The organism is Pseudomonas sp. 2995-1 (assembly GCF_002742505.1).
GTDB classification, from domain to species: Bacteria; Pseudomonadota; Gammaproteobacteria; order Pseudomonadales; family Pseudomonadaceae; genus Aquipseudomonas; species Aquipseudomonas sivasensis.
In genome coordinates, this window is the sequence record NZ_LJSA01000377.1 from 575,366 (window position 1) to 595,432 (window position 20,067).

Below are 20,067 nucleotides of genomic sequence, written 5' to 3' on the forward strand. Positions count from 1 at the left end.
TGGCGTCGGGATAAGCGGAATCGCCAGAACGTTTTTGGGTACTGAGAGTGACACCTAGGGTGTTCCTCCCTGCCGACCTGACGAGCTAGCCAATGATCCCATCCCGTAATGATGTAGTGCTCAGTCATCACCTCCCGATGAACGTCAACGCGCCACTGACGTCCGTAGATCAACCCCAGTTCAATAAGCCTGGGCTCAGGACTGAAGGTCCCGTCCCCTCCCATGACACCGCCCGTTCCGAGGGCGACAGCCTTCTGGCCGAGATTTATGGCAAGGCACTCCTTCGCTTGACTGATGTTGAAAGTCAGGATCGGGAGGTGATGATAGAAAACATTCCTCCCAACTCCACATTCGGTCAGTGGTGGGCGCAATTAGGGCGAGCGATGCAGTCCGATGATGTCAAGGAGTGGATGAGACACATCGGGGTGGATAGCCGCACAGTGAAAATCACGCCCGAATCGGGTCAAGTATCTTTCAAAGTTCAGCGCTATATCACCGCATCACCAGTGACACAGACGCATAGCCAGGAAGACAAGCAGTGGTCCGGGGTAAGCGGCCCTGTCGTTGAGGCGGCGAAGGTCATAGCGGCGGGCAACGGACTTTCCACTTTCTCCCCGCCGTTGTCCGAACACAGCAACAGCGCGCCGTTATGGCTGGTGAAGCGCTTCTATCGGGAGCCCGAAAAATCGTCAGTCGCAGAGCGCCAGGACAGAGCGGCGCAATTGGCGCAGGATAAATCCTTTGCGCAGCTACCCGCCGGCCTTCAAGAGGCGCGCAGTGAGGAGGCACTCACAGGGCAAAAGAAGGCCCTGGGAGATAAGAATACCCGCCGTGATGCCGCGTTTGCGTTCACGCATCTCGCCATGCTTTTAAAGCGCGGCGATCTTCCCTCCGAGCTGATTCTTGATCACCTGCAAAAAAACAACGTCCAGATCGCCCCCGACAGCAGCTATCCAGAAGCTGCCATGAACACATGGGGCGAAGCCACACTTGAGCATTACCTGCAGGCAAACGGTTGGGATATTCCCACCAATCACCAGGAAGCGGAGAATCTCGCCGCGGCCCTGCTCCGACTAGAACCCCAACACCCGCCCCATGGCAACTATGGCGGTGCACTGGCATGGCCGATACCACTCGACACCCGCAGCCAGTGGCAACTGAGGGCAAACCTACGTCACGGCAAGATCGGCGACATTGACTTGAAGCCTTTCAAGAGCGTGCTGGAGTACCTGGCGCAAGACGCGACATTCGAGCCTTCCGAGTTACGTCATCCTCAACGGGTCCTCGACAGGTTGATCCAGTCGCCCAGGGGGCAGGCACTTGGCGAAGCACTGCAGAGCAGTTTCGATGCAAAGTCTGTGAAAGGCAGTCCCAACGACTGGCTGCTGGCTGCGCTGAGTATTGACCGTAAGGTTCAACCAGGCGCTTCCAGAGGCTACGTAGCGGGCATTTCTACCTTGGGCCCTAATGTTTACGGGAAGCCTGTAGCGGGCATCGTCAAGGACCTGAGCGACTACCTGGTGTCCTCAGGCCAAGCATCATCGCCCGAGAAAGCCGCGCTGCAAGCCCACCTGTTGTTGGCAAGCCGTACGCCGGAGTTGCTGGTCAAGGACATCCCCGAAAGCCTGACCTTCGGCTCTCACAGTTGGGTCAGTTTTGTCACCGCCGTCGGGCGCCTTGAGGCGAAGGCAGCGGGATCAACGGCGGCGATGACCTACGGCGAGGTGATGCTGCAAGCGGCGATCGCACCGATCTCTGAAGAGGAGCGCCGTACTGAGTTCCTTGTCCAGCAGGAAGCGCTCAAGGACTGGGGGCACGCCAATGGCTTGCCTTACCCTCAAAACGAAACGCAGATGAACGAAGTGCGCAACGCGTTTCATGCTCGGATCGCTGAATTGAAAACTGCCAGCGATGCGCAACGTGCACCGATGCCGATAGCCAGGGACATGGCGCGGGAACAGTTACAGAAGGCGCTGCCGCACATGGCTGCGGCACTGTTTGATGAAAAGTGCATCACGCTGGAGCCTTCTGTTGCGGATTTCCCCGGACCTTATTCGGTCCTGGATTTGTACATGGATGGAGGAAGTGCACATGGCGCACCCACCGCCCAACCCGATGCTTTTTATAGAGCGCTCTTCACCGACGGATCCCCCTACTCGCCCAGCAGGTTTGTTTCGTCAGCCTCTGGCGTCAATATCAGCGAGGTCCTGAAAACGATAAAGCAACTCCCTCATCTTTCCTCGGCCTTCAAAAGTGCGTTTTCGGCGTACTGCTCAGGCATGGAAAAAAGCCTGGGCACGCAAGTCAAACACTTGATATCGCAACAACCCATTTCCACGCGAAATAATCTTGAACTCGGAAAATTAACTCTTGTTAAAGAGCAATACATTGACTATTCACCCTTCTCTCTCATGCCGAAAATACGCGAGCGTGACGATCACAACCTATTGGTCAAAACTGAACGCATGGGTCAGATTCATACCTACGAGATAGATCTAAAACACGCAAAAATTACCGAACGTACCGACCTGGGCGATTTTCGACCTGGAAGATTCCCAACCGGTCACACCCATCCTGATAGAAAACTTGTCCAGGTGATTCCCGATACACCGTCCGCGTCAGGCCTCACGGATGAAAAAAGTGGCGCAACCGCCACGCCCGATAGCTTTAACAGTGAACGTACCTCTTATATTGCCGATGCGTTTATCAAACACATCAATATCAAAGCACTCACAATGGAAGCCCAACAACAAACGACCTTTGACACTGAGGAGCCTTTTCACAAAAAGGTGCGTGAGTTCATGTTGAATCTGATCCCGTTAAGGTCGGCGATTTTCAACTTTCAAAACGGTGATTACGCTGAAGGCGTTTTGGATCTGACATTGGATGTGTTTGGTTTTATCGTCGGGGCCGGTGCGGCGGCAAAGGGCGCCAAAGCAATGATGTCCGGCGCTTCCGCACTCAGCAAGCTGCTCCACGGGGCTAAGATTGTCGGGCGCACAGCCATAGGAAGTCTTAATCCCTTCGACGGCGCAACGGACCTCGCCAAGGGGGCCTTTTACCTCGCGAAAACTGGTTCCACATCAGTACTAAAGGGTTTTAGAACACTGACTCATTCTGCCGGCAGTTATGACCTGGTATCCGCCAGTAAACGTTTCGACGCGGCCTCGGTGGGAACATTCAAGGTCAACAACGAGTTCATTGAAGCACCGGCAACCCTTCTCGATGGAAAGTGGCACGCCTTCAACCCGGCAACCGGGCAACCCTACGGCCCTGCCATAAAAGACTTCCTGCCTTCGGTACACAGCAATGATTTGGGAAGTTTTGCGACAGCAACGGACCCTGCAAAAAGAATAAGTGGCGCGGTGGTCGGCGACTGGAAGAAATCCGTTAGAACCCATCGAGAAGGGCCAGATAAAGAGGCGTTTGACCGCGGCTATATTTACGGAGACCCGCGGAAGATCAATGGCTACTCCAATAAGATGTCATTGGCTGACTTAATGAAGCTTGGCGCCAGTAAAACCCTGACATCAGAACAGGTCGGCATGTTGGTCAAAAAGTATGACGACATGGCCTATCAGTTCGGTAAAAACACATCGGCGCGATTTATAGGCAACATTGAGCCGCGCTTCGGCGACGTTACGCCTATGCCCCAAATCATTTACCTCACCCAAACAGGGCAATTGTCTGATGGTCAGTGCGCGGCTCTCGCACGTGCCATGGCAACGGCGATGGCGCAAGGCAAGGAGCAAGTGTTAATCAAGAATATGTACACCGCCGCGGCCTTTGCGTTAGATCCGGCCTCCAGGGATTTCGTCGCCAAGCTCAGTAAAATCCAAAGCAAAACGGGTGGCCAAAGTGCCTTCCACGCAGGACAGCCCACCCGTCAGGTTTCCATTCAAGACATGGTCAGGGAGCTGTCCAATTCGACGGTTTCGAAATCCTTAATGATCGACTCTCCAGGCCATGCGATGGCCGCAGGAGTAAAAGTCGATGGCGCGTATAAAACGTATTACTTTTATGATCCCAACCATGGTCTCGCCAACTTTTCAAACGCAGAGGCGATGCAAAAAGGCTTAGAAAAACTGACGCGTGACAAGAAACTTCAGCCCCCCTATAAAACCCATAGCACCGACCCAACAAAGTTGGAATTCAAGGTCTTTGATCACACGGATGACTGGCAGCAAAAAAACAGCGTTTTCAATCTGGACGTCAACAGCTTGTACAGCGCCCCCCTCACTCCGTCCGGCCCCCAAAAACTGTCTAACACTCAGTTGAGACAGAACTTGGAAATACTGCACAAAGCGCCGGGTAATCAGGGCCTGGTTTGTTACGAGGCGTCTATGCGGGTAGGGCAGGCTGAAAAAAGCCTTTCATCTGAAGTGTACGATGCTGTCATAAAGGCTACAGACCGCAGCGGCGGCACAAACTATTCGCCGCATTACCTGGACCTGATGGGAATCAAAACAGATAACCTCCAAACGGTGTTCAACAGCGCTGACATTACAGAGTCCGGGCTATTGAATTTCAAGCATACCAATGAGGGCGAAGCGTTCGCGCACACCGTCTACATCCAAAAAACCAAAGATAATCAGTTGTACCTTTTCAACACTAATAGTCCGGATCTGGATATGGCCATGATCAAAAATGGCAACCTCCCGGTAATTAGCGGCGGTATGACGGTCTATCCACTGAGCAACGACAAAGGTCTGCAGGCCTTCCTCAATGGTATTGACGGAAAACGCGGTTGGCAGTTCGCGTACACGCCAGCCAGTACGCTCAACGCCAATGTTCAAAGGTTAAAACGTTAACGATTGAATTGAGTGGCGCCCACGCGCCACTTTTTCACGCCAGCAAGCGTTGGATATGCTCGTGCAGGGTATCCAGGTCAAACGGCTTGGCCAGGATCGGCGCATTGCGCGTGATCGGGCTGTTGCATTCGAGAATTTCCTGCGGGTAACCGCTGATAAAAATGACCTTCAATTCCGGTCGTAACTGGATCGCCGGTTCTGCGATCTGCACCCCGGAAATCCCGCCCGGCAGACGGTAGTCGGTGACCATCAGGTCCAAGTGCGGCTTGGTCGCCAGAATCTCGAACGCTTGCTTGCCGTCGATCGCCTTCAGGACCCGATAACCCAGGCCTGCCAGGTATTCACCCAGCACAAACATAATGGATTCGTCGTCCTCGACGATCAGTACGACATCTTGTGCATCTTCACTCATGGGAAGCCTTCGTTCGGTCAATTGCTGCAAGTACGACCATGGGGTCACGCAGAGGTTGCGTCGAAGTGACGATTGATTTCACGCTGACGTTTCAAGGGGCAGACACACCCGAAACAGCGCGCCCTCGCCTATCTGGCTTTCGACCTCGATGGTGCCGCCATGGGCCGCAACAATCTGCTCGGAAATAAACAGCCCAAGGCCCAGACCCGCCGCCACTTGGCTGGCAGACACGCGCTCGAACTGCTGGAAAATACGCTTCTGGTTCTCTGCACTGATGCCGATACCGTGGTCGCGCACTTCGACCCGAGCTTCGCCATGCTCGCTGTATACCTGCACCTCCACCGGGCTTTTGGCCCCGTAGCGCAAGGCATTGGTCAGCAGGTTGGTGACTACCTGCTCAATGCGGAACTCATCCCAGTTCCCTTCGACGGGCCCTTGCACAACCAGTTGCATCGACGAGTCGGCGGCTGCCACTTGTGGCGCGAAGTTCTCCACCAGGTTGCTGACCAGTTGCGCGAGGTCAAACCTTGCGGGGCGGATCGACAGTTTGCCGGTGCGAATGCGCGACACATCAAGCATGTCTTCAATCAGGCGAATCAAGCTTTTGATCTGCCGCTCATCGCGGTCAACCATCGCGTGCATCTTGTCCAGGGTGAACGCGGCGGCGTTATCCCGTGCCAGGTGCATCTTGCGTAGCTGTGTCTCCAGGATCAGCCCGTTAAGGGGCGTACGCACCTCATGGGCGACAATCGACATAAAGTCATCACGCATGCGCACAGCCTGTTCCAACTCGGCCTGGGTGGCCTGCAGGCGGTTCAGCAACTGCTCCTGCTCGCGGCGGCTGCGCTCCAACGCTTCAACCTGTTGCTTCATGGCCTTGCTTTGGCGGTACAAGTCGACGAAGACATTGACCTTGCTCTTCACCGCGTGGATATCCAGCGGTTTATGCAGGAAGTCCACCGCGCCGCTCTCGTAGCCCTTGAAGGCGTAGTTGAGTTCGCGGCCGGCGGCACTGACGAACACGATCGGGATGTTCTTGGTTTTTTCGGTGCCTCGCATCAGTTCGGCCAATTCAAAACCGTTCATGCCGGGCATCTGCACGTCGAGAATCGCCATGGCGAATTCGTGTTCCAGTAACAGGGACAAGGCCTCGTCGGCGCTCAACGCTTTGAAGACCTGGCGATCCTCGCGTTTGATCAGCGCTTCGAGAGCCAGCAGGTTCTCCGGCAGATCGTCGACGATCAGCAGTTTGGCCTGGAAGGTACTTAACATGGGGAGGATTCCAGCAAAGCCAGCAACGAGCCAATTTGGCTCAGCGTGAGAATATGGTCAGGTGTATGCAAGGCCAGGGCCGCTAGCGGCATCACCGAAATACGCGCCTCGGCGGGGTCTTGCACGACGGTGATCCCCCCCGAGCGCTTGACATGGGCCAACCCTTTCGCGCCGTCCTGGTTGGCGCCGGTCAGCAGAATAGCCAGCAAGTTTTTGCCATAGACATCAGCGGCGGACGCGAACAGGTAATCGATGGCGGGCCGGGAATGATGCACGCGATCCTCCTGGCTCAGGGACAGGCTGCGGTCATGCTCCACCGACAGGTGATAGCCGGGACCGGCGAAATACAGGGAGCCCGCTGCAATAATTTCTTTGTCACGAGCTTCAAGGACCGGGATACGCAAGCGCCGCGCAAATACCTCGGCCAGCTGGCTGCGGCGCTCATCTGGCAGGTGCAGCACGGCAATGATCGGCAATCCAAAGCCCGCAGGCAGCTCGCCAAAAATATGCAGCAACGCCTCCACACCGCCGGCAGACGCGCCGACGACAATGGCTTCAATCCCGCGAATCGGGCTGGCTTGCGCGTCGTTCATGATTTCCGGTAGATCCGCTCTTGCTTGACCAAGGCTTCGAACTGCTTGCTGTAGGCAGAAAAATCCAGGGTTTCCTTACTGCCCAGCACCAGGAAGCCGCGATGGCACAGCGACTCATGAAACAACCCAAACGCCCTGTCTTGCAACTTTTTATTGAAATAAATCAGTACGTTACGGCATGAAATTAATTGAGTTTCTGAGAACACGCTATCGGTCGCCAGGCTGTGATCAGCAAAGGTCACGTTCTCGCGCAGCGTCTTGTCGAAGATCGCGTAATCGTAAGCCGCCGTGTAGTAGTCGGCAAATGAACGCTGCCCACCCGCCTGCTGATAGTTGGCGGTGTAGGCGCGCACGTTCTCCAGGGAAAAGATGCCCTGCTTGGCTTTATCGAGCGAGGCAGGATTGATGTCCGTGGCATAGATGATCGTGCGCTCCAGCAGCCCTTCTTCGCGCAGGAGGATCGCCATGGAGTACACCTCCTCCCCTGTGCTGCAGCCGGCGATCCAGATCTTGATCGACGGATAGGTTTTGAGCAGCGGTACGACTTCCTGGCGGATCGCCAGGAAGTGCGACGGGTCGCGAAACATCTCGCTCACCGGGATCGTGAGAAATTGCAGCAATTGCATGAATGCCGCTGGATCATGCAGCACCCGTTCCTGCAACGCCGAAATGGTCGCGCAGTCGAACTGGCGCAGGGCGTGAGCCACACGGCGTTTGACCGACGCGCCCGAGTAGTCGCGAAAGTCATAGCTGTACTTGAGGTATATCGCCTCAATCAGCAGGCGCAGCTCAATGTCGCTGCTCTTGTCCAAAAAAACGTGCTCCACTTAAATGCGTTCCATCTTGGGTAGCCATACGCGAATCAGTGAGAACAGACGGTCCAGATCGATCGGCTTTGCCAAGTAATCGTTGGAACCCGCCGCGAGGCAGCGCTCCTGATCGTCCTTCATGGCCTTGGCCGTCACCGCAATAATCGGCAGCTTCTTCCAACGCGGGTCCTGGCGGATCAGGGCGGTGGCTTCGTAACCGTCCATCTCCGGCATCATCACGTCCATCAGCACCAGGTCGATATCGTCGACTTCATTGAGTTTCTCGATGGCTTCACGGCCGTTACGCCCGATCACCACCACGGCACCTTTATGCTCCAGGGCGCTGGTGAGGGCGAAGATGTTGCGCACATCGTCGTCCACCAACAGGATCTTGCGCCCCTCGAAGACCTTGTCGCGGCTGCGGGCAGTCTTGAGCATCTTCTGGCGGTCATGGGACAGCTGGGATTCGACTTTGTGCAGAAAGAGTGTGACTTCGTCCAGCAGGCGCTCCGGCGAACGGGCGCCCTTGATGATGATTGAGCGCGAGTACTTGCGCAGCTCGGCCTCTTCATCACGGGTGAGGTTACGCCCGGTGTAGACAATCACTGGCGGGAACGAGCAAATGTCCTCGGTGGCCATGCGCTTGAGCAGCTCGTTGCCGAGCATGTCAGGCAGCTTGAGGTCGATGATCATGCAGTCGTAGACGTTGGTGCGCAGCAGCTCCAACGCGGCCTGGGCGTAACCGACATCGGTAATTTCGATGTCATCGTCGCCGATCAGGCGGGCAATGCTATCGCGTTGCAGGTCGTCGTCTTCCACCAGCAATACGCGCTTGACCTTTTGGGTCAGCTTGGCTTCCAGGCGCGCAAATACGTCCTTGAGCTCCTCGCGGGTGGTGGGTTTCACCGCATACCCGATGGCGCCCATGTGCATGGCAGCTTCGACGCGGTCTTCGACGGATATCACATGCACCGGGATATGTCGGGTACTGGCGTGCTCCTTGAGGCGTTGCAACACGGTCAACCCGGAATGGTCCGGCAGGCGCATGTCCAGCAGGATTGCATCGGGGATGTATTCCTCGGCCAGGCTATAACCCTCATCCGCACCGTGGGCGACCAGGCATTGGTAGCCCAGCTCGTGGGCCAGGTCGAACAGGATGCGCGCGAAGTTAGGCTCGTCTTCTACCACCAGGATGCAGCGCGTGGTGAACGGTGCCTTGTCGCGGTCGTCGGCAAAGCGCGGGATGAGTTTAGTGTCGGTCACCGGTAACGGCGACACTTTGATCGGCGTTGGTGCCGGCACTACGACGGCCTGGCGCGGCTGCTCGATCGGCGGCGCGTCTTCGGCGCGCTCCACGTAATGCTCCGGCAATACCAGCGTGAAAACGCTGCCCTTGCCCGGTTCACTGGTTACGCTGATGTAGCCACCCAGCAAGGCCGCCAGGTCCCGGGAGATCGACAGGCCCAGGCCGGTGCCGCCGTAACGCCGGTTGGTGGTGCCATCGGCCTGGCGGAAGGCTTCGAAGATGCTTTCCTGCTGGTCCGGAGCAATGCCGATCCCGGAATCGCGCACGGTAAAGGCAATGCCCCCTTCCGATGCGCTTGATACCGACAGGCTGACCTGGCCCTGTTCAGTGAACTTGACTGCGTTAGACAGCAGGTTCTTGAGGATCTGCTCCAGGCGCTGGCGGTCGGTGTACAGCATGATCGGCGCACCTGGCTGGATCTCCACCTGGAACCCCAACTTGCGGTCGGCGGCCAGCGGCTCGAACATCCCGCGCAGACCGTCCACAAGACGCGTCACGCTGGAGTTTTCCGGGCGCACTTCCAGTTTGCCGGCTTCCACCTTGGAAATATCCAGGATGTCGTTGATCAGGTTGAGCAGGTCATTACCGGCCGAATAGATCGATTCGGCGAACTTGACCTGTTCGGCACTGAGGTTGTCCTGGGGGTTTTCCGCCAGCAATTTGGCCAGAATCAACGAGCTGTTCAGCGGCGTGCGCAGTTCGTGGGACATGTTGGCGAGGAATTCGGACTTGTACTTGCTGGACCGCTGCAACTCTTCGGCGCGGTCTTCCAGTTCTACCTGAGCCTGATTGAGCTGGATGTTCTTACGGTCCATGGCGTCGCGTTGTTCGGCCAGGGTCTGGGCCTGCTCGGCCAATTGTTCGTTAGTCTGCTCCAGCTCTGCTTGTTGGGTCTCCAGGTGGGCCTGGGATTCCTTGAGGATGCGTGACTGCTCTTCCAACTCTTCGTTGGCGGTCTTGAGCTCTTCCTGCTGCACTTGCAGCTCTTCGTTGAGCTGCTGGGTTTCGGCCAGCACTTCCTGCAAACGCTGACGATAACGCGCGGCTTCGATGGAGGTGCCGATGTTGCCGCCGATGAGTTCCAGCAACTCAACGTCACGGTCCTCCAGCGGGCGCAGGAAGCCGAGTTCGACTACCCCGTTGACGCGGTCATCATCGCTGGTCGGCATCACCAGCACGCTGCGGGTGGCGCCTTCGCCGAGGCCGGAACTGACTTTAAAGTAGTCCACCGGCACATCGTCCAGGCGAATCAGGCGATCCAGCTGGGCAGCCTGCCCAACGATGCCTTCGTCACTGTAGATCGATTGTTCCAGTTGCTCCTGGTCACGGGAGAAGCCATAAGTGGCGACCCGCTTGAGGCCGCCGTGCTCTTCGCGTACATAAAGCGCCGCAACCGCCGAGCCCATGTATTGAGCGAAAAATTGCAGGATATTGCGCCCCAGCATGTTCAGGGTCAGTTGGCCCAGCACTTGTTCGGCCAGCTCGGTTTGCCCGTTGCGCAACCAAGCCTGCTGTTCGAGGCGCCGTGCAATCTTCTGCTGAGACGCGAGGGTTGCGGCGTAACTTTGTGATAGAGCAAGTAAATTCTTCCGGCCGATATACGCCAGAAAGCCACTCAAACCGAGTACGAATACCAGGTACAAGGTGACACTGATCACCGTGGTGCGCGTCACGTCCTCATTGCGAGTGAGGCGAAGCTGTTGCTCCATCGCCACCGCATCGTCGTACTCCTTGCGAATCTCATCGGTGAGGCGCTTGCCGCGGCCAGCCTTGACCGCGCCGCGGTAATCACCGCTTTGGCGCTGCATATCTATCATCGACTGGGCGTATTTATTCCACTCGTCCTGCATGGCCTCAAGGCGTTTGAGGCGGTCGACCTGCTGCGGGTTATCGGCCACCAGTTCCTGCAAATTGCGCAGGTCGGCAATGATGCGCGGCTTAGCCACTTCGTATGGGTCGAGGAAATGCTCGTCGCCGGTAATCAGGAAACCACGCATGCCGGTTTCCAAGTCCACGGTGAGCTTGGACGACTCGTTAAGGTTATTAATTACCCGATCGGTGTGCTCAACCCACTTGATCACCGTTAGCAAATAGGTAATCAGGCAGACGAAAAACACGGCGCTCAGCACACCCACACCCAGGGGCAATGCCACGTTCCGGCTCAGGAGGTTACGAAAGCTCTTTTCATCGACGGACGACGCAGGAGTCATGGGCATGCCTTGGCCAAATACGGAAAAACCGGGAGTTTGCCCCAAACTGGCGGGCAAGACCATTTTTCTAAAGCTGTTTTGTACAGATTCCTACAGCGGAACAAGCTATTCTCCCTAGCCTTTTGTATTGCATTGTTTTTACCGCTTGCGGGAACTTGTCTACAGGCCGCGCTTACTCAAGGAAGAGGCCTGTCAGAACGGCAGCCGGTAAACCTCGCCTTTTTTGGGAATTCCATATTATGTCCACAGTCATCTCCACCATCCTTGTCGTTGAAGACGACGCCATCGTGCGCATGCTGATCGTCGATGTGCTTGAGGAGTTGGAGTTCAAGGTGCTTGAAGCAGGCGACGCTGAAAAGGCCTTGGAACAGGTTAAAGATACTGACCAGGTGATTGACCTGATGATGACCGACGTTGGCTTGCCCGATATGGACGGCAAGCAACTGGCAACCAAAGTGCGTGAGCTGCGCCCCTCCCTGCCCATCCTGTTCGCCAGCGGCTATGCCGAAAACATCGATGTGCCTGACGGCATGCAGGTGATTGCCAAGCCGTTTTCCATCGATCAACTGCGTGACAAAGTCAAAGCGATGCTGCCCCACGTTTGACACTCGTCGCCGCCCTGCCCCGTTACTCATTCAATAGGACGCTAGCGCGATCGTGCCCCTCAACGCACGCGCCAAAAGACTTCGAGCGCAACTGGGTGCAAACTTCGTCCGGCAAACACGGGTTCAGCTTTTTACGGCTGTATGCGCCGACCGAGGCCAACGTCGATAAAAGCTGAAAACTGGAAGACATCACCCCTGCTCATTAAGAGACGCAACAACATGATCAAACAACCGACGCGCCTGCTGTTGGCGAGCCTCTCGATACTCATGAGTACCGGCGCCTTGGCCGATTTCACCGCGACCCCGAGCGAAGCGCGGGCTATCGCCAAGGAAGCGTATCTGTATGGCTACCCGGTCGTGCAGATGTACAAGACGCTTTACACCCAGGCAGTTGATAAAGGCGGTGCCAACTTCAAGGCGCCGTTCAACCGGATAGGCAACACCGCCCAGGTGTTTACGCCCAAAGACACGGCGTCCTTGACCCCGAGCCCCGACACGGCCTACTCGTTTGTATGGATGGACCTGCGCAGCGAACCGCTGGTGCTGACGTTGCCGAAGATCGAAGACAACCGTTACTACTCGGTGCAGTTGATCGATCTTTACACACAGAACTTCGCCTACCTGGGCACCCGCAGCACCGGCAACAACGGCGGCCACTACATGATCGCCGGCCCGGACTGGAAAGGTCAGCAGCCGGTGGACGTTGACCGCGTGGTGTACAGCGAAAGCAACATCGCCTACGCCCTGTACCGCACGCAGCTGTTCGATGAAAAAGACCTGAACAAGGTCAAGCAGATCCAGAACGGCTACAAAGTCCAGTCCCTGAGCAGCTATGTGAAACAAGCCGCGCCGGCCAAGGCGCCGAAGGTCGAATGGCCCAAGCCTACGGCGACCATGGTCGAAGGCCCGCAGTTGTTCCGCTACCTGAACTTCATGCTCTCCTTCGCCGCCCCTCAGGACAGTGAAAAAGAGCTGCTCGCGCGTTTTGCCAGGATCGGCATCGCCCCCGGCGCACCCTTCACGCTCAACCAATTGACCGCCGAGCAGCGCAAAGCCCTGGAAGATGGCATCAGCGATGCCCGCGCTGAATTTGCAGCGTTCAAAAAAGACAGGATCGACACGCATCAAGTGCCCAGCGGTGATTTGTTCGGCAGTCGCGACCATCTGCAAAACAACTACCTGTACCGCTACGCCGGTGCGGACCTGGGGATCTTCGGCAACTCCAGTGACGAGGCCGCTTACCTCGAGTACGTCGTCGACAGCGAAGGCAAGCCTGCCAACGGTGCGCGCCACAGTTACACCGTGCATTTCGCCAAGGACCAACTGCCGCCGGCCGATGCGTTCTGGTCCCTGACCCTGTACGACGCAAAGACCAAGTTGCTGGTGCCCAACCACAAGAAACGCTACCTGATCAACTCGCACATGTTGCCTGATCTCAAGCGCGACGCCGATGGCGGCGTGACCCTGGCGCTACAGCACCATGAGCCACCGAAAGCCGAACAGAGCAACTGGTTGCCGGCTCCACCCGGCCCATTCTTCGCTGTACTGCGCATTTACCTGCCCAAGCCTGAGGTAGGTTCCGGTCAATGGAAGCTACCGCCACTGACGCCGCTTAAGTGACACCTCGCGCCCGGTCGCAACAGCGCTGGACCGGGCGCGCCCTGCCCCATACCGTTGGAATATCACGCCGTAAAACAGGCATGGCGCCTGCGATTGTCTAGGGAGCTGTACCGCACATGACTTGCTGGAATGTCCTCGGCCTGACGCCGGATGCCGATAGCCGTACGATCAAGCGCCAATACGCCGCCTTGCTAAAACAGACCCGCCCGGACGATGACCCGCAAGGCTTTCAGCGCCTGCGCGAAGCCTATGAGGCTGCACTGGCGTGGAACCCGGACGAGCAGGTCGCTGATGACGTGCTGGTCGAGACGCCCGACCACACCCTCGCTCAGCATTACGAAGCGGCCATGGCCGATGGCACCGCGCTGTTGCTGGAAGTCCACCTGTTACAGCGCTGCATCGAAGGCGATCTGAATGCCGAAGACACCCGGTGGGCCTTCGAAACCTTCAACTGGCTGACTGCCTGGCAACGCCTGGAACTGCCCAGCGCGTTAATCAGCACCCTGGAGTTCCAGCAACGGACCCAACTGCAGAACCCCTTGCACCAAGCCCTTGGCCAGCAAGACGACGCTGCGTTCCTGGCGGCCTACGCCGCTACACCCAACGCGCATGCCTGGGTGAACAATCATCCCCATGCCGAGTGGTTCAATGAATGGTTGGCCAGACTGCTTGCCAACCATCATTACTGGTCGAGCACTGTATTCGAAGCGGTTTGCGCCGGACAAAACTGGCACGGTGGCGCAGATCATGGGTGCCCCGCTGGAGACTGGGCGCAGATGTTGAAGCGCCAAGAAGGTCCTGCTTTTATGGCGCACCAACGTGCATTGGCCGCACAACCGCCCGACAGCCCGCAACAGCGTGCCGCGCGCTTGCTACTGGCACCCATGAGCCTTGGCCAGCGCCGTGCCTTTGCCCAGCGCTTCGACGAAGACGACTGGAAGGCCTGCAAGACGTTGAGTGCCGATATTTATGCCGACCACGTCAGCGTTGCCGAAGGCATGCCCGGTGGCACGGTGTATTTCTGGCAGGGCTGGGAGGCCTCCATGGACAGCTGGCCGTGGATCGTTGCGCTGGTGCTCAGTTGCCTGGTGGGTGTGCTGGTAAAGGCCGAAGCCTTGGCCGGCAAAGTAATACCGACCCTGGGCCAGGGCATTCTGTGGTCGATCGGCGCCGTGGTGTGTGCGGGCATAGCCTGGCAGGCCTGGCGACCGCTGGCCCACCATTACCGCGTGCTGGATGAACAGCTCAGCCAACGCTTGCCCCGCTGGCTCAGCCCGACCCACTTGCCGTTGCTGCCGATACGTGACCTGGTACCGGGTCTCATTCTGGCCGCAGCGTTGGGTTATGTGTTCAGCCCGTTCGCCAGTTTGACCCTGGCGGTCGCACTGGCGCTGGTGGGTTTGATCAAGCGGCCATTCATGAATCACCACACCCCGTGGACCGCCCGGCATCCACGCTGGGCCGTCCTGGGCGGCGCGCTTTGTCTTGTTGGCGCGGTCGCGCTCTATGCCGGGCTGAAGATGCTCGACAACCAGCACCTGGTTACCCGCAACCAAGGTCTGCAGCAGTGGACCGAACGCCTGTGCAGCCGCATGCCACGTAGCGTGGTTGAGTGCCAGGCGCCCGCCACCCAAGTGCAGTGGTACGGCCAGGAGGGCAAGCCATGAATCCAAAATGGTTGTTACCCATAAGCATCGCCTTGGGCCTTGGCCTGCTCGGGGTGGCCAGCGCCACCAGACCGTTGCAAAAAGTGCAACTGTGGCTGGACCAGCGCGACAGTCCCTACACTGCCAGAGCCAGTGCCCTGGCACCGATCATTGATTGCGTGAACCGCGTCGACCGGGATACGCGCCTCGCGTATTACCCCATTCCCGAAGTGGAGCCCGACAAGCCCACCCTCGATACCTATGGCGACCGCAATGAGCCCGAGCCGTACCTTATCCAGCGGTCGGTATGTTCGCAGCAGTACACGGTGAAACTGGAACGCCAGGCGCCCGACAGCAACTTGCTCGCCGCCGCCGGTGCCTACGCGCAAGCGTTGTACAACGTCACGGCACTGGCCGATGGGGTTACTCGCGTGCAGGCGCGCAGCCTGGCGCCGACAACGCAGGAAATAGCGTCAGAGGCCGCTGGCAAGCAATTGCTGCTGGCCTACGATCAGGTCGTCGAAAAATACCTGGCAGCGTCCACTTCTCTGCGCCAACAGTTGGCGGATGAAGACCTGAGTGTGCGTCCCGCGCAACTGGCGTTGCTGGAAGCGCGCTTTGGCCGAGACATGCAGTGGCACTTGCTCAACTACATGATCGCGGCGCGCCAGGCGGTGAACCAGATCGAGCAAGGCGTGCGCGACGCCAACCTTGCCCCGCAGCGCGTGGCTGACTTGACCGAGGGGGTACGCAAGGCCGCCGAGGACAGCAGAGTCTTTCTCAATGCCATGCCCAGCAGAAGGCTGGACGATGAGGCGATTTACCTCTGGTACAACATCAAGGCGCCTGCCGATGAATACCTCAAGGCCTTGAACACCCTGCATCAGGACTGGCAGGGCCACGCCGCGCCGCAGCAGTTGAGTGACGACTATTACCGCGTCACCCGCCGCTACGACGCCCTGCTCAGCTATTACAACCGCCTGGCCAGGAATGCGTTCTAGTGGTTTCTGAGCTTTACATAGGACTGATGCAGGTCCGACGCCCAGCCATCGATCACGCTTTTGACGTCATCGGCCTTCATTACCTGGGCAGCATTGTCCAACGGCTTGCCGGTGCCTTTGCGCACCACCTGGGCGATCACCTTGCCAGTGGCCCCGTCGAGGAACTGCGCTTCGGTCCCCAAAGTGGTTTCCTGGTCACGGATGCCGGTACCGGTACTCACCGCCGCTGCCACCAGGGCCACCGGGACGAATTCATAGGGTTTCAGGCCCTCGGTCTTGCTGCTGACGGCGGTGATTGCCGCGCGCACCACGATCACGCCAGGGCCGGGCGCGCTGGCCAGGGGCAGTGACTTGGCCAGCTCACGCTTGAGCGCTTGGTTGTAGTAGGCGTTGATACCGTTGAGGGTGCTCTCGGGGATTTTCGCGGTGGCGTGGGGTTTGGGGTAGAACTGAGTCGGTTCGATGTACGCCGCGTTGTAGCGGCTCAGGTCCAGCTTGGGATCGACCCAGCGCATCACCACGGCGCCCGACGGCGACTGGGCTTGTTTGAGTTGGCTGTAGTCGGACAGAAAGCCCGAATACTCATCCGGTTGCGTGACCTTGCTGGCGCAACCGGTCATTCCCAGCGTGGCGATACACAGCGCGCCGATCATTAGCCTTAGTTTCATCATCGAACTCCTTGGCGGTCATCATCGAAACAGTGAGCTGTAGGTATAGCCAATCCTGGGGAATACGCCCTATTTAGCCTCGGGCATTTGCCAGGCCTGCGACTGGCCTTAAAGCTGAAGGCTCAAGCGCGATCGCGCGGGATCAGGCTTTGTAATTGCGAAGCCAGGAAGTTGGCGTCGAAGCCGAAGGTGTCGGGGTCTTTCAGGCCATTGGTTTTCTTCCACAGCCAGTCGTTCTTGTCGGCCGCCAGCACCAGCGAGACGCTGCCATGGCGGGCTGCGGTCAAGCCCATCACCGCGACGGAAATCGAACCGCCCGCCCCCATCACATCCGGCACGAACTCCACGGTTTTGCCGGTGATCTGCACAATGAGCTTCTCAGTCTTGAAGGTGGACGTCTCCACCGGCACGCTCGGGCCGCTGGCCACATAGGCTTCACGATTGACTTCCAGCAGCCCGACGGTTTTGACCGGTTCCAGCCACAGCTCAATCTGCCCGAACAACTCGCCGAGCTTTTGCGCCCAGCGGGCTGACTGTACGTCGAATTGCTGTTTTTTGTGGGCTTCGCTGTCGGCGTAATGACGAAGCATCTCGCCCAGTTGTTGTACATCGTCCATTGCGGATTTCCTTGGGTGAGCCAGGTTGCGAAGACTGATCATGGCAGATGCGGCGGTTCGCCGTACGCCTTAAAACTGCACCGGTCATTTGGCTGGCAACTGCGTATGACTATTGGTTGGCCAGTGGGTAAGGTGAAGTCACATCCCTTGTCAGGAACATCACATGCGCACCATCGGCCTTATCGGCGGCATGAGCTGGGAGTCCAGCGCCGAGTATTACCGCATCATCAACCAGCGCGTGCGCGACCAGCTGGGCCCGCTGCGCTCGGCGCAACTGTTGATGTACAGCGTGGATTTCGGCCCAGTGGAACAGGCCCAGCATGCGGGGCGTTGGGATGACACCGCGCAGATCCTCGAAGATGCTGCACGCCGCCTGCAGGCTGGCGGCGCCGAGTGTGTGGTGCTGTGTACCAACACCATGCATAAAGTGGCGCCGCGTATTGAGGCGGCCGTGTCGATTCCGTTCCTGCACATCGCCGATGCAGCCGGTTTGGCCGCAGTGGAGGCCGGCACGCTGACGGTCGGTTTGTTGGGCACCGCATTCACCATGGAGCAGGACTTTCTCACGTCCCGCCTGGCCGATCACGGCCTGACGGTGTTGGTGCCGGACACGGATGAACGTAAGGACGTGCACCGCATCATCTACGAAGAGTTGTGTGTGGGCGTGATCAGCGACACTTCACGCCAGATCTATCAACGGGTTATCAAATCCCTGGCCGCCCGTGGCGCCCAGGCAATCATTCTTGGTTGCACGGAAATAGGCCTGTTGATCAAGCCCGAACACAGCGACCTGCCGCTGCTGGACACCACCGAGCTGCATGCGCAGGCTGCGGTGGCGTTTGCTCTGGGTTAACCCCGCTGGCGCAGACGGGCCATGCTGACGGTGTCGACAAACACACCGTCACGCAGGGCGTAATCGCGCAGCAGACCTTCCACCTCGAAACCGAATTTACGGTACAGGTGTTGCGCGGCTTCGTTGTCGGCGTACACCGTTAACTCCACGCGGTGAAGATTCATCCAGTTGTCAGCCACGTCCAGCGCAGCTTTCAACAGACGCGATCCCACCCCCTTACCCTGCCAGGCCGGCGCAACGCCCATGCCGAACGAACCCACATGGGCCTGGCGCACGCGCAGGTACTGTTCCAAGCCCAGTTGGCCGATCACCTCGCCGCCGTGCACCGCCACCAGTTGCAGCCGACGCTCGTTGTCCATCACCAGCTTGTTGCGCCAGGCCTCCACCGATTGGTAAGGCATTTGCAGCACCTGTCGACACACCGCCGGTTCGTTATAGAGCGCTGCGACGCCCTCAAGATGGGCCTCGGTAAAGCGCTGGATCACGATATGGGGTTCAGGTGTGTGCATGGCGTTTCATCCTTTGAAAGACACGTGGCCAGCCAGTGTAGAGGCCCTGCCCGCCCGATGGCTAGGGCGCTGGCGCCGTCGACCACAACGCAGGCCAATCACCGTAACCCACCCCAGTGCAGCGCGGCATGGACAGCAATTCACTGAGCTGGAAACCCTTGCCGTCGAACACCCAGACGGCGCCCGCGCCACAATCGCCAATTCCCCGGAGCTTGTAGAAATAACTCAAGGTGCCACTAGCTGCGTCATATCCCACAGAGCCTTGCAGTGGTTCGATCCCTAATGGCAAGGGCTCAAGCTGCATCGGGGTTTCGGCATACGGCGCCTGGCGCTGGCGGCTGACCACATCGTATTCACAGTTGTAGGCCGCGCAGTCATAACGCACCACGGTCATCGCCTGCTGCGCGGTGAGGGCACCAGCGTTCGCCTCGGGTGCGCTGCCGGTGCCGTTGTCCTCGGGCGTGACGGTGTGCAACGCGGCCGCTATAAGACCGGCCTGCTCCTGCGCAGTCAACATCGGTGCTCCTGGGAATTTACGCAGCACCGGTGTGGGCAAACGTGCAGGCACGGCGCTGGCCGCGCCCTTACCTGGGCGGGCCAAGGCCGTGACGTTATCCACCCGCCCCTGCACCGCATCCATCAACAGCAGTGAAGCGCTCAGCCCACTCAGCGACACATGCGCCTGTTCATCCCCCGGCAATTGCAGGCGCTGGCCATTACGCAAACGCTGCAACCAACGCCGCGCCACTGCCTCCTCGATCACGCCATAGGACTGCACCTCGGGATCACCGCCCTGATCGTCCAGTTCAACGTGCAGACCCTGCGTCAACTCCAGCCCCAGCGGCTGGCCGTCCAACAGCAGGGTCGACAGGTCGAGCGCGTCACCGCGGTGGTCGAAGCGCAAACGCAGGTAACCTTCAGGCCCGGCCTGATGCCAGATATGCAAAGTCAGCGAGCTGTAGTCCTCCTCGTCGACGCCACTGGGTGCGCTGAGGGCATGGCAATTACGCAGGTTGTCGCAACCCGTGACCCAATTCTTGATTTCCCGGAGCAAGGGAACGGTTTCAGTGTTGGTTTGAGCGAAGGTGGCAGTGCTGGTCAACAGCAAGGCCAGGAGTGCGGGGCGCAGCATGGG

Annotated in this window: 15 protein-coding genes; 6 read left to right on the forward strand and 9 right to left on the reverse strand. The window is 58.3% G+C overall.

The window, feature by feature from the left end:
* Positions 1-92: 92 nt before the first annotated feature.
* Entirely contained in the window at positions 93-4,811 is a 4,719-nt protein-coding gene (locus AOA61_RS19850) for a hypothetical protein (RefSeq protein ID WP_143521223.1), read from the forward strand.
* 34 nt (positions 4,812-4,845) lie between these two features.
* On the opposite strand, the gene AOA61_RS19855 is transcribed toward AOA61_RS19850, so the two are convergent.
* The 5 genes from AOA61_RS19855 to AOA61_RS19875 all read right to left on the reverse strand — a co-directional run bounded on the left by AOA61_RS19855 (position 4,846) and on the right by AOA61_RS19875 (position 11,413).
* A complete protein-coding gene (locus AOA61_RS19855) occupies positions 4,846-5,223 on the reverse strand; it encodes a response regulator (protein WP_032885674.1) in 378 nt (125 codons plus the stop codon).
* Between the two features lie 78 nt (positions 5,224-5,301).
* Entirely contained in the window at positions 5,302-6,495 is a 1,194-nt protein-coding gene (locus tag AOA61_RS19860; RefSeq protein WP_095184745.1) for a hybrid sensor histidine kinase/response regulator, read from the reverse strand.
* Positions 6,489-7,088, reverse strand: coding sequence for a chemotaxis protein CheB (locus AOA61_RS19865; protein WP_099602501.1), 600 nt, complete (start codon positions 7,086-7,088; stop codon positions 6,489-6,491). The genes AOA61_RS19860 and AOA61_RS19865 overlap by 7 nt, the downstream gene beginning before the upstream one ends.
* Positions 7,085-7,915, reverse strand: a complete 831-nt coding sequence (locus tag AOA61_RS19870; protein WP_177326419.1) for a protein-glutamate O-methyltransferase CheR — start codon at positions 7,913-7,915, stop codon at positions 7,085-7,087. Before AOA61_RS19870 ends, AOA61_RS19865 begins: the two co-directional genes overlap by 4 nt.
* Positions 7,916-11,413 carry a response regulator gene (locus AOA61_RS19875; protein ID WP_099602632.1) on the reverse strand — a complete coding sequence of 1,166 codons (3,498 nt, stop codon included), beginning with the start codon at positions 11,411-11,413 and terminating at the stop codon, positions 7,916-7,918.
* Between the two features lie 239 nt (positions 11,414-11,652).
* On the opposite strand from AOA61_RS19875, the gene AOA61_RS19880 reads away from it, so the two are divergent.
* From AOA61_RS19880 to AOA61_RS19900, 4 genes are all read left to right on the forward strand, one after another.
* Positions 11,653-12,018, forward strand: coding sequence for a response regulator (locus AOA61_RS19880; protein ID WP_032885677.1), 366 nt, complete (start codon positions 11,653-11,655; stop codon positions 12,016-12,018).
* A gap of 219 nt (positions 12,019-12,237) precedes the next feature.
* Positions 12,238-13,638: a DUF1254 domain-containing protein gene (locus AOA61_RS19890; RefSeq protein ID WP_099602502.1), complete on the forward strand. Its 1,401-nt coding sequence runs from the start codon at positions 12,238-12,240 to the stop codon at positions 13,636-13,638.
* A 116-nt stretch (positions 13,639-13,754) separates the two neighbouring features.
* A complete protein-coding gene (locus tag AOA61_RS19895) occupies positions 13,755-15,305 on the forward strand; it encodes a J domain-containing protein (protein WP_099602503.1) in 1,551 nt (516 codons plus the stop codon).
* On the forward strand, positions 15,302-16,285 hold the full coding sequence (locus AOA61_RS19900) for a DUF3829 domain-containing protein (protein ID WP_099602504.1): 984 nt from the start codon (positions 15,302-15,304) through the stop codon (positions 16,283-16,285). The genes AOA61_RS19895 and AOA61_RS19900 overlap by 4 nt, the downstream gene beginning before the upstream one ends.
* Here the strand turns inward: AOA61_RS19900 and AOA61_RS19905 are convergent.
* Together AOA61_RS19905 and AOA61_RS19910 are read right to left on the reverse strand one after the other, a co-directional pair.
* A complete protein-coding gene (locus AOA61_RS19905; RefSeq protein WP_032885681.1) occupies positions 16,282-16,953 on the reverse strand; it encodes a DUF3313 domain-containing protein in 672 nt (223 codons plus the stop codon). The genes AOA61_RS19900 and AOA61_RS19905 overlap by 4 nt on opposite strands.
* A 122-nt stretch (positions 16,954-17,075) precedes the next feature.
* The gene (locus tag AOA61_RS19910) at positions 17,076-17,570 is read right to left on the reverse strand and encodes a hypothetical protein (RefSeq protein ID WP_032885682.1); all 495 of its coding nucleotides are present in this window, start codon (positions 17,568-17,570) and stop codon (positions 17,076-17,078) included.
* A gap of 163 nt (positions 17,571-17,733) precedes the next feature.
* On the opposite strand from AOA61_RS19910, the gene AOA61_RS19915 reads away from it, so the two are divergent.
* Entirely contained in the window at positions 17,734-18,423 is a 690-nt protein-coding gene (locus AOA61_RS19915) for an aspartate/glutamate racemase family protein (protein WP_099602505.1), read from the forward strand.
* Here the strand turns inward: AOA61_RS19915 and AOA61_RS19920 are convergent.
* Complete coding sequence (locus AOA61_RS19920; RefSeq protein ID WP_099602506.1) at positions 18,420-18,932, reverse strand: GNAT family N-acetyltransferase; 513 nt, start codon at positions 18,930-18,932, stop codon at positions 18,420-18,422. The two genes, AOA61_RS19915 and AOA61_RS19920, sit on opposite strands and share 4 nt — an antisense overlap.
* A 61-nt stretch (positions 18,933-18,993) precedes the next feature.
* Positions 18,994-20,064 carry a DUF1176 domain-containing protein gene (locus tag AOA61_RS19925; RefSeq protein WP_099602507.1) on the reverse strand — a complete coding sequence of 357 codons (1,071 nt, stop codon included), beginning with the start codon at positions 20,062-20,064 and terminating at the stop codon, positions 18,994-18,996.
* Positions 20,065-20,067: the final 3 nt, after the last annotated feature.

What these genes read in the sequence shown, in the direction of transcription:
- AOA61_RS19855 (WP_032885674.1), bottom strand. Translation starts at nt 5,223, where the DNA reads ATGAGTGAAGATGCACAAGATGTCGTACTGATCGTCGAGGACGACGAA.
- AOA61_RS19910 (WP_032885682.1), bottom strand. Translation starts at nt 17,570, where the DNA reads ATGGACGATGTACAACAACTGGGCGAGATGCTTCGTCATTACGCCGAC.
- AOA61_RS19915 (WP_099602505.1), top strand. Translation starts at nt 17,734, where the DNA reads ATGCGCACCATCGGCCTTATCGGCGGCATGAGCTGGGAGTCCAGCGCC.
- AOA61_RS19865 (WP_099602501.1), bottom strand. Translation starts at nt 7,088, where the DNA reads ATGAACGACGCGCAAGCCAGCCCGATTCGCGGGATTGAAGCCATTGTC.
- AOA61_RS19925 (WP_099602507.1), bottom strand. Translation starts at nt 20,064, where the DNA reads ATGCTGCGCCCCGCACTCCTGGCCTTGCTGTTGACCAGCACTGCCACC.
- AOA61_RS19920 (WP_099602506.1), bottom strand. Translation starts at nt 18,932, where the DNA reads ATGCACACACCTGAACCCCATATCGTGATCCAGCGCTTTACCGAGGCC.
- AOA61_RS19900 (WP_099602504.1), top strand. Translation starts at nt 15,302, where the DNA reads ATGAATCCAAAATGGTTGTTACCCATAAGCATCGCCTTGGGCCTTGGC.
- AOA61_RS19895 (WP_099602503.1), top strand. Translation starts at nt 13,755, where the DNA reads ATGACTTGCTGGAATGTCCTCGGCCTGACGCCGGATGCCGATAGCCGT.
- AOA61_RS19905 (WP_032885681.1), bottom strand. Translation starts at nt 16,953, where the DNA reads ATGAAACTAAGGCTAATGATCGGCGCGCTGTGTATCGCCACGCTGGGA.
- AOA61_RS19850 (WP_143521223.1), top strand. Translation starts at nt 93, where the DNA reads ATGATCCCATCCCGTAATGATGTAGTGCTCAGTCATCACCTCCCGATG.
- AOA61_RS19890 (WP_099602502.1), top strand. Translation starts at nt 12,238, where the DNA reads ATGATCAAACAACCGACGCGCCTGCTGTTGGCGAGCCTCTCGATACTC.
- AOA61_RS19860 (WP_095184745.1), bottom strand. Translation starts at nt 6,495, where the DNA reads ATGTTAAGTACCTTCCAGGCCAAACTGCTGATCGTCGACGATCTGCCG.
- AOA61_RS19875 (WP_099602632.1), bottom strand. Translation starts at nt 11,413, where the DNA reads ATGACTCCTGCGTCGTCCGTCGATGAAAAGAGCTTTCGTAACCTCCTG.
- AOA61_RS19880 (WP_032885677.1), top strand. Translation starts at nt 11,653, where the DNA reads ATGTCCACAGTCATCTCCACCATCCTTGTCGTTGAAGACGACGCCATC.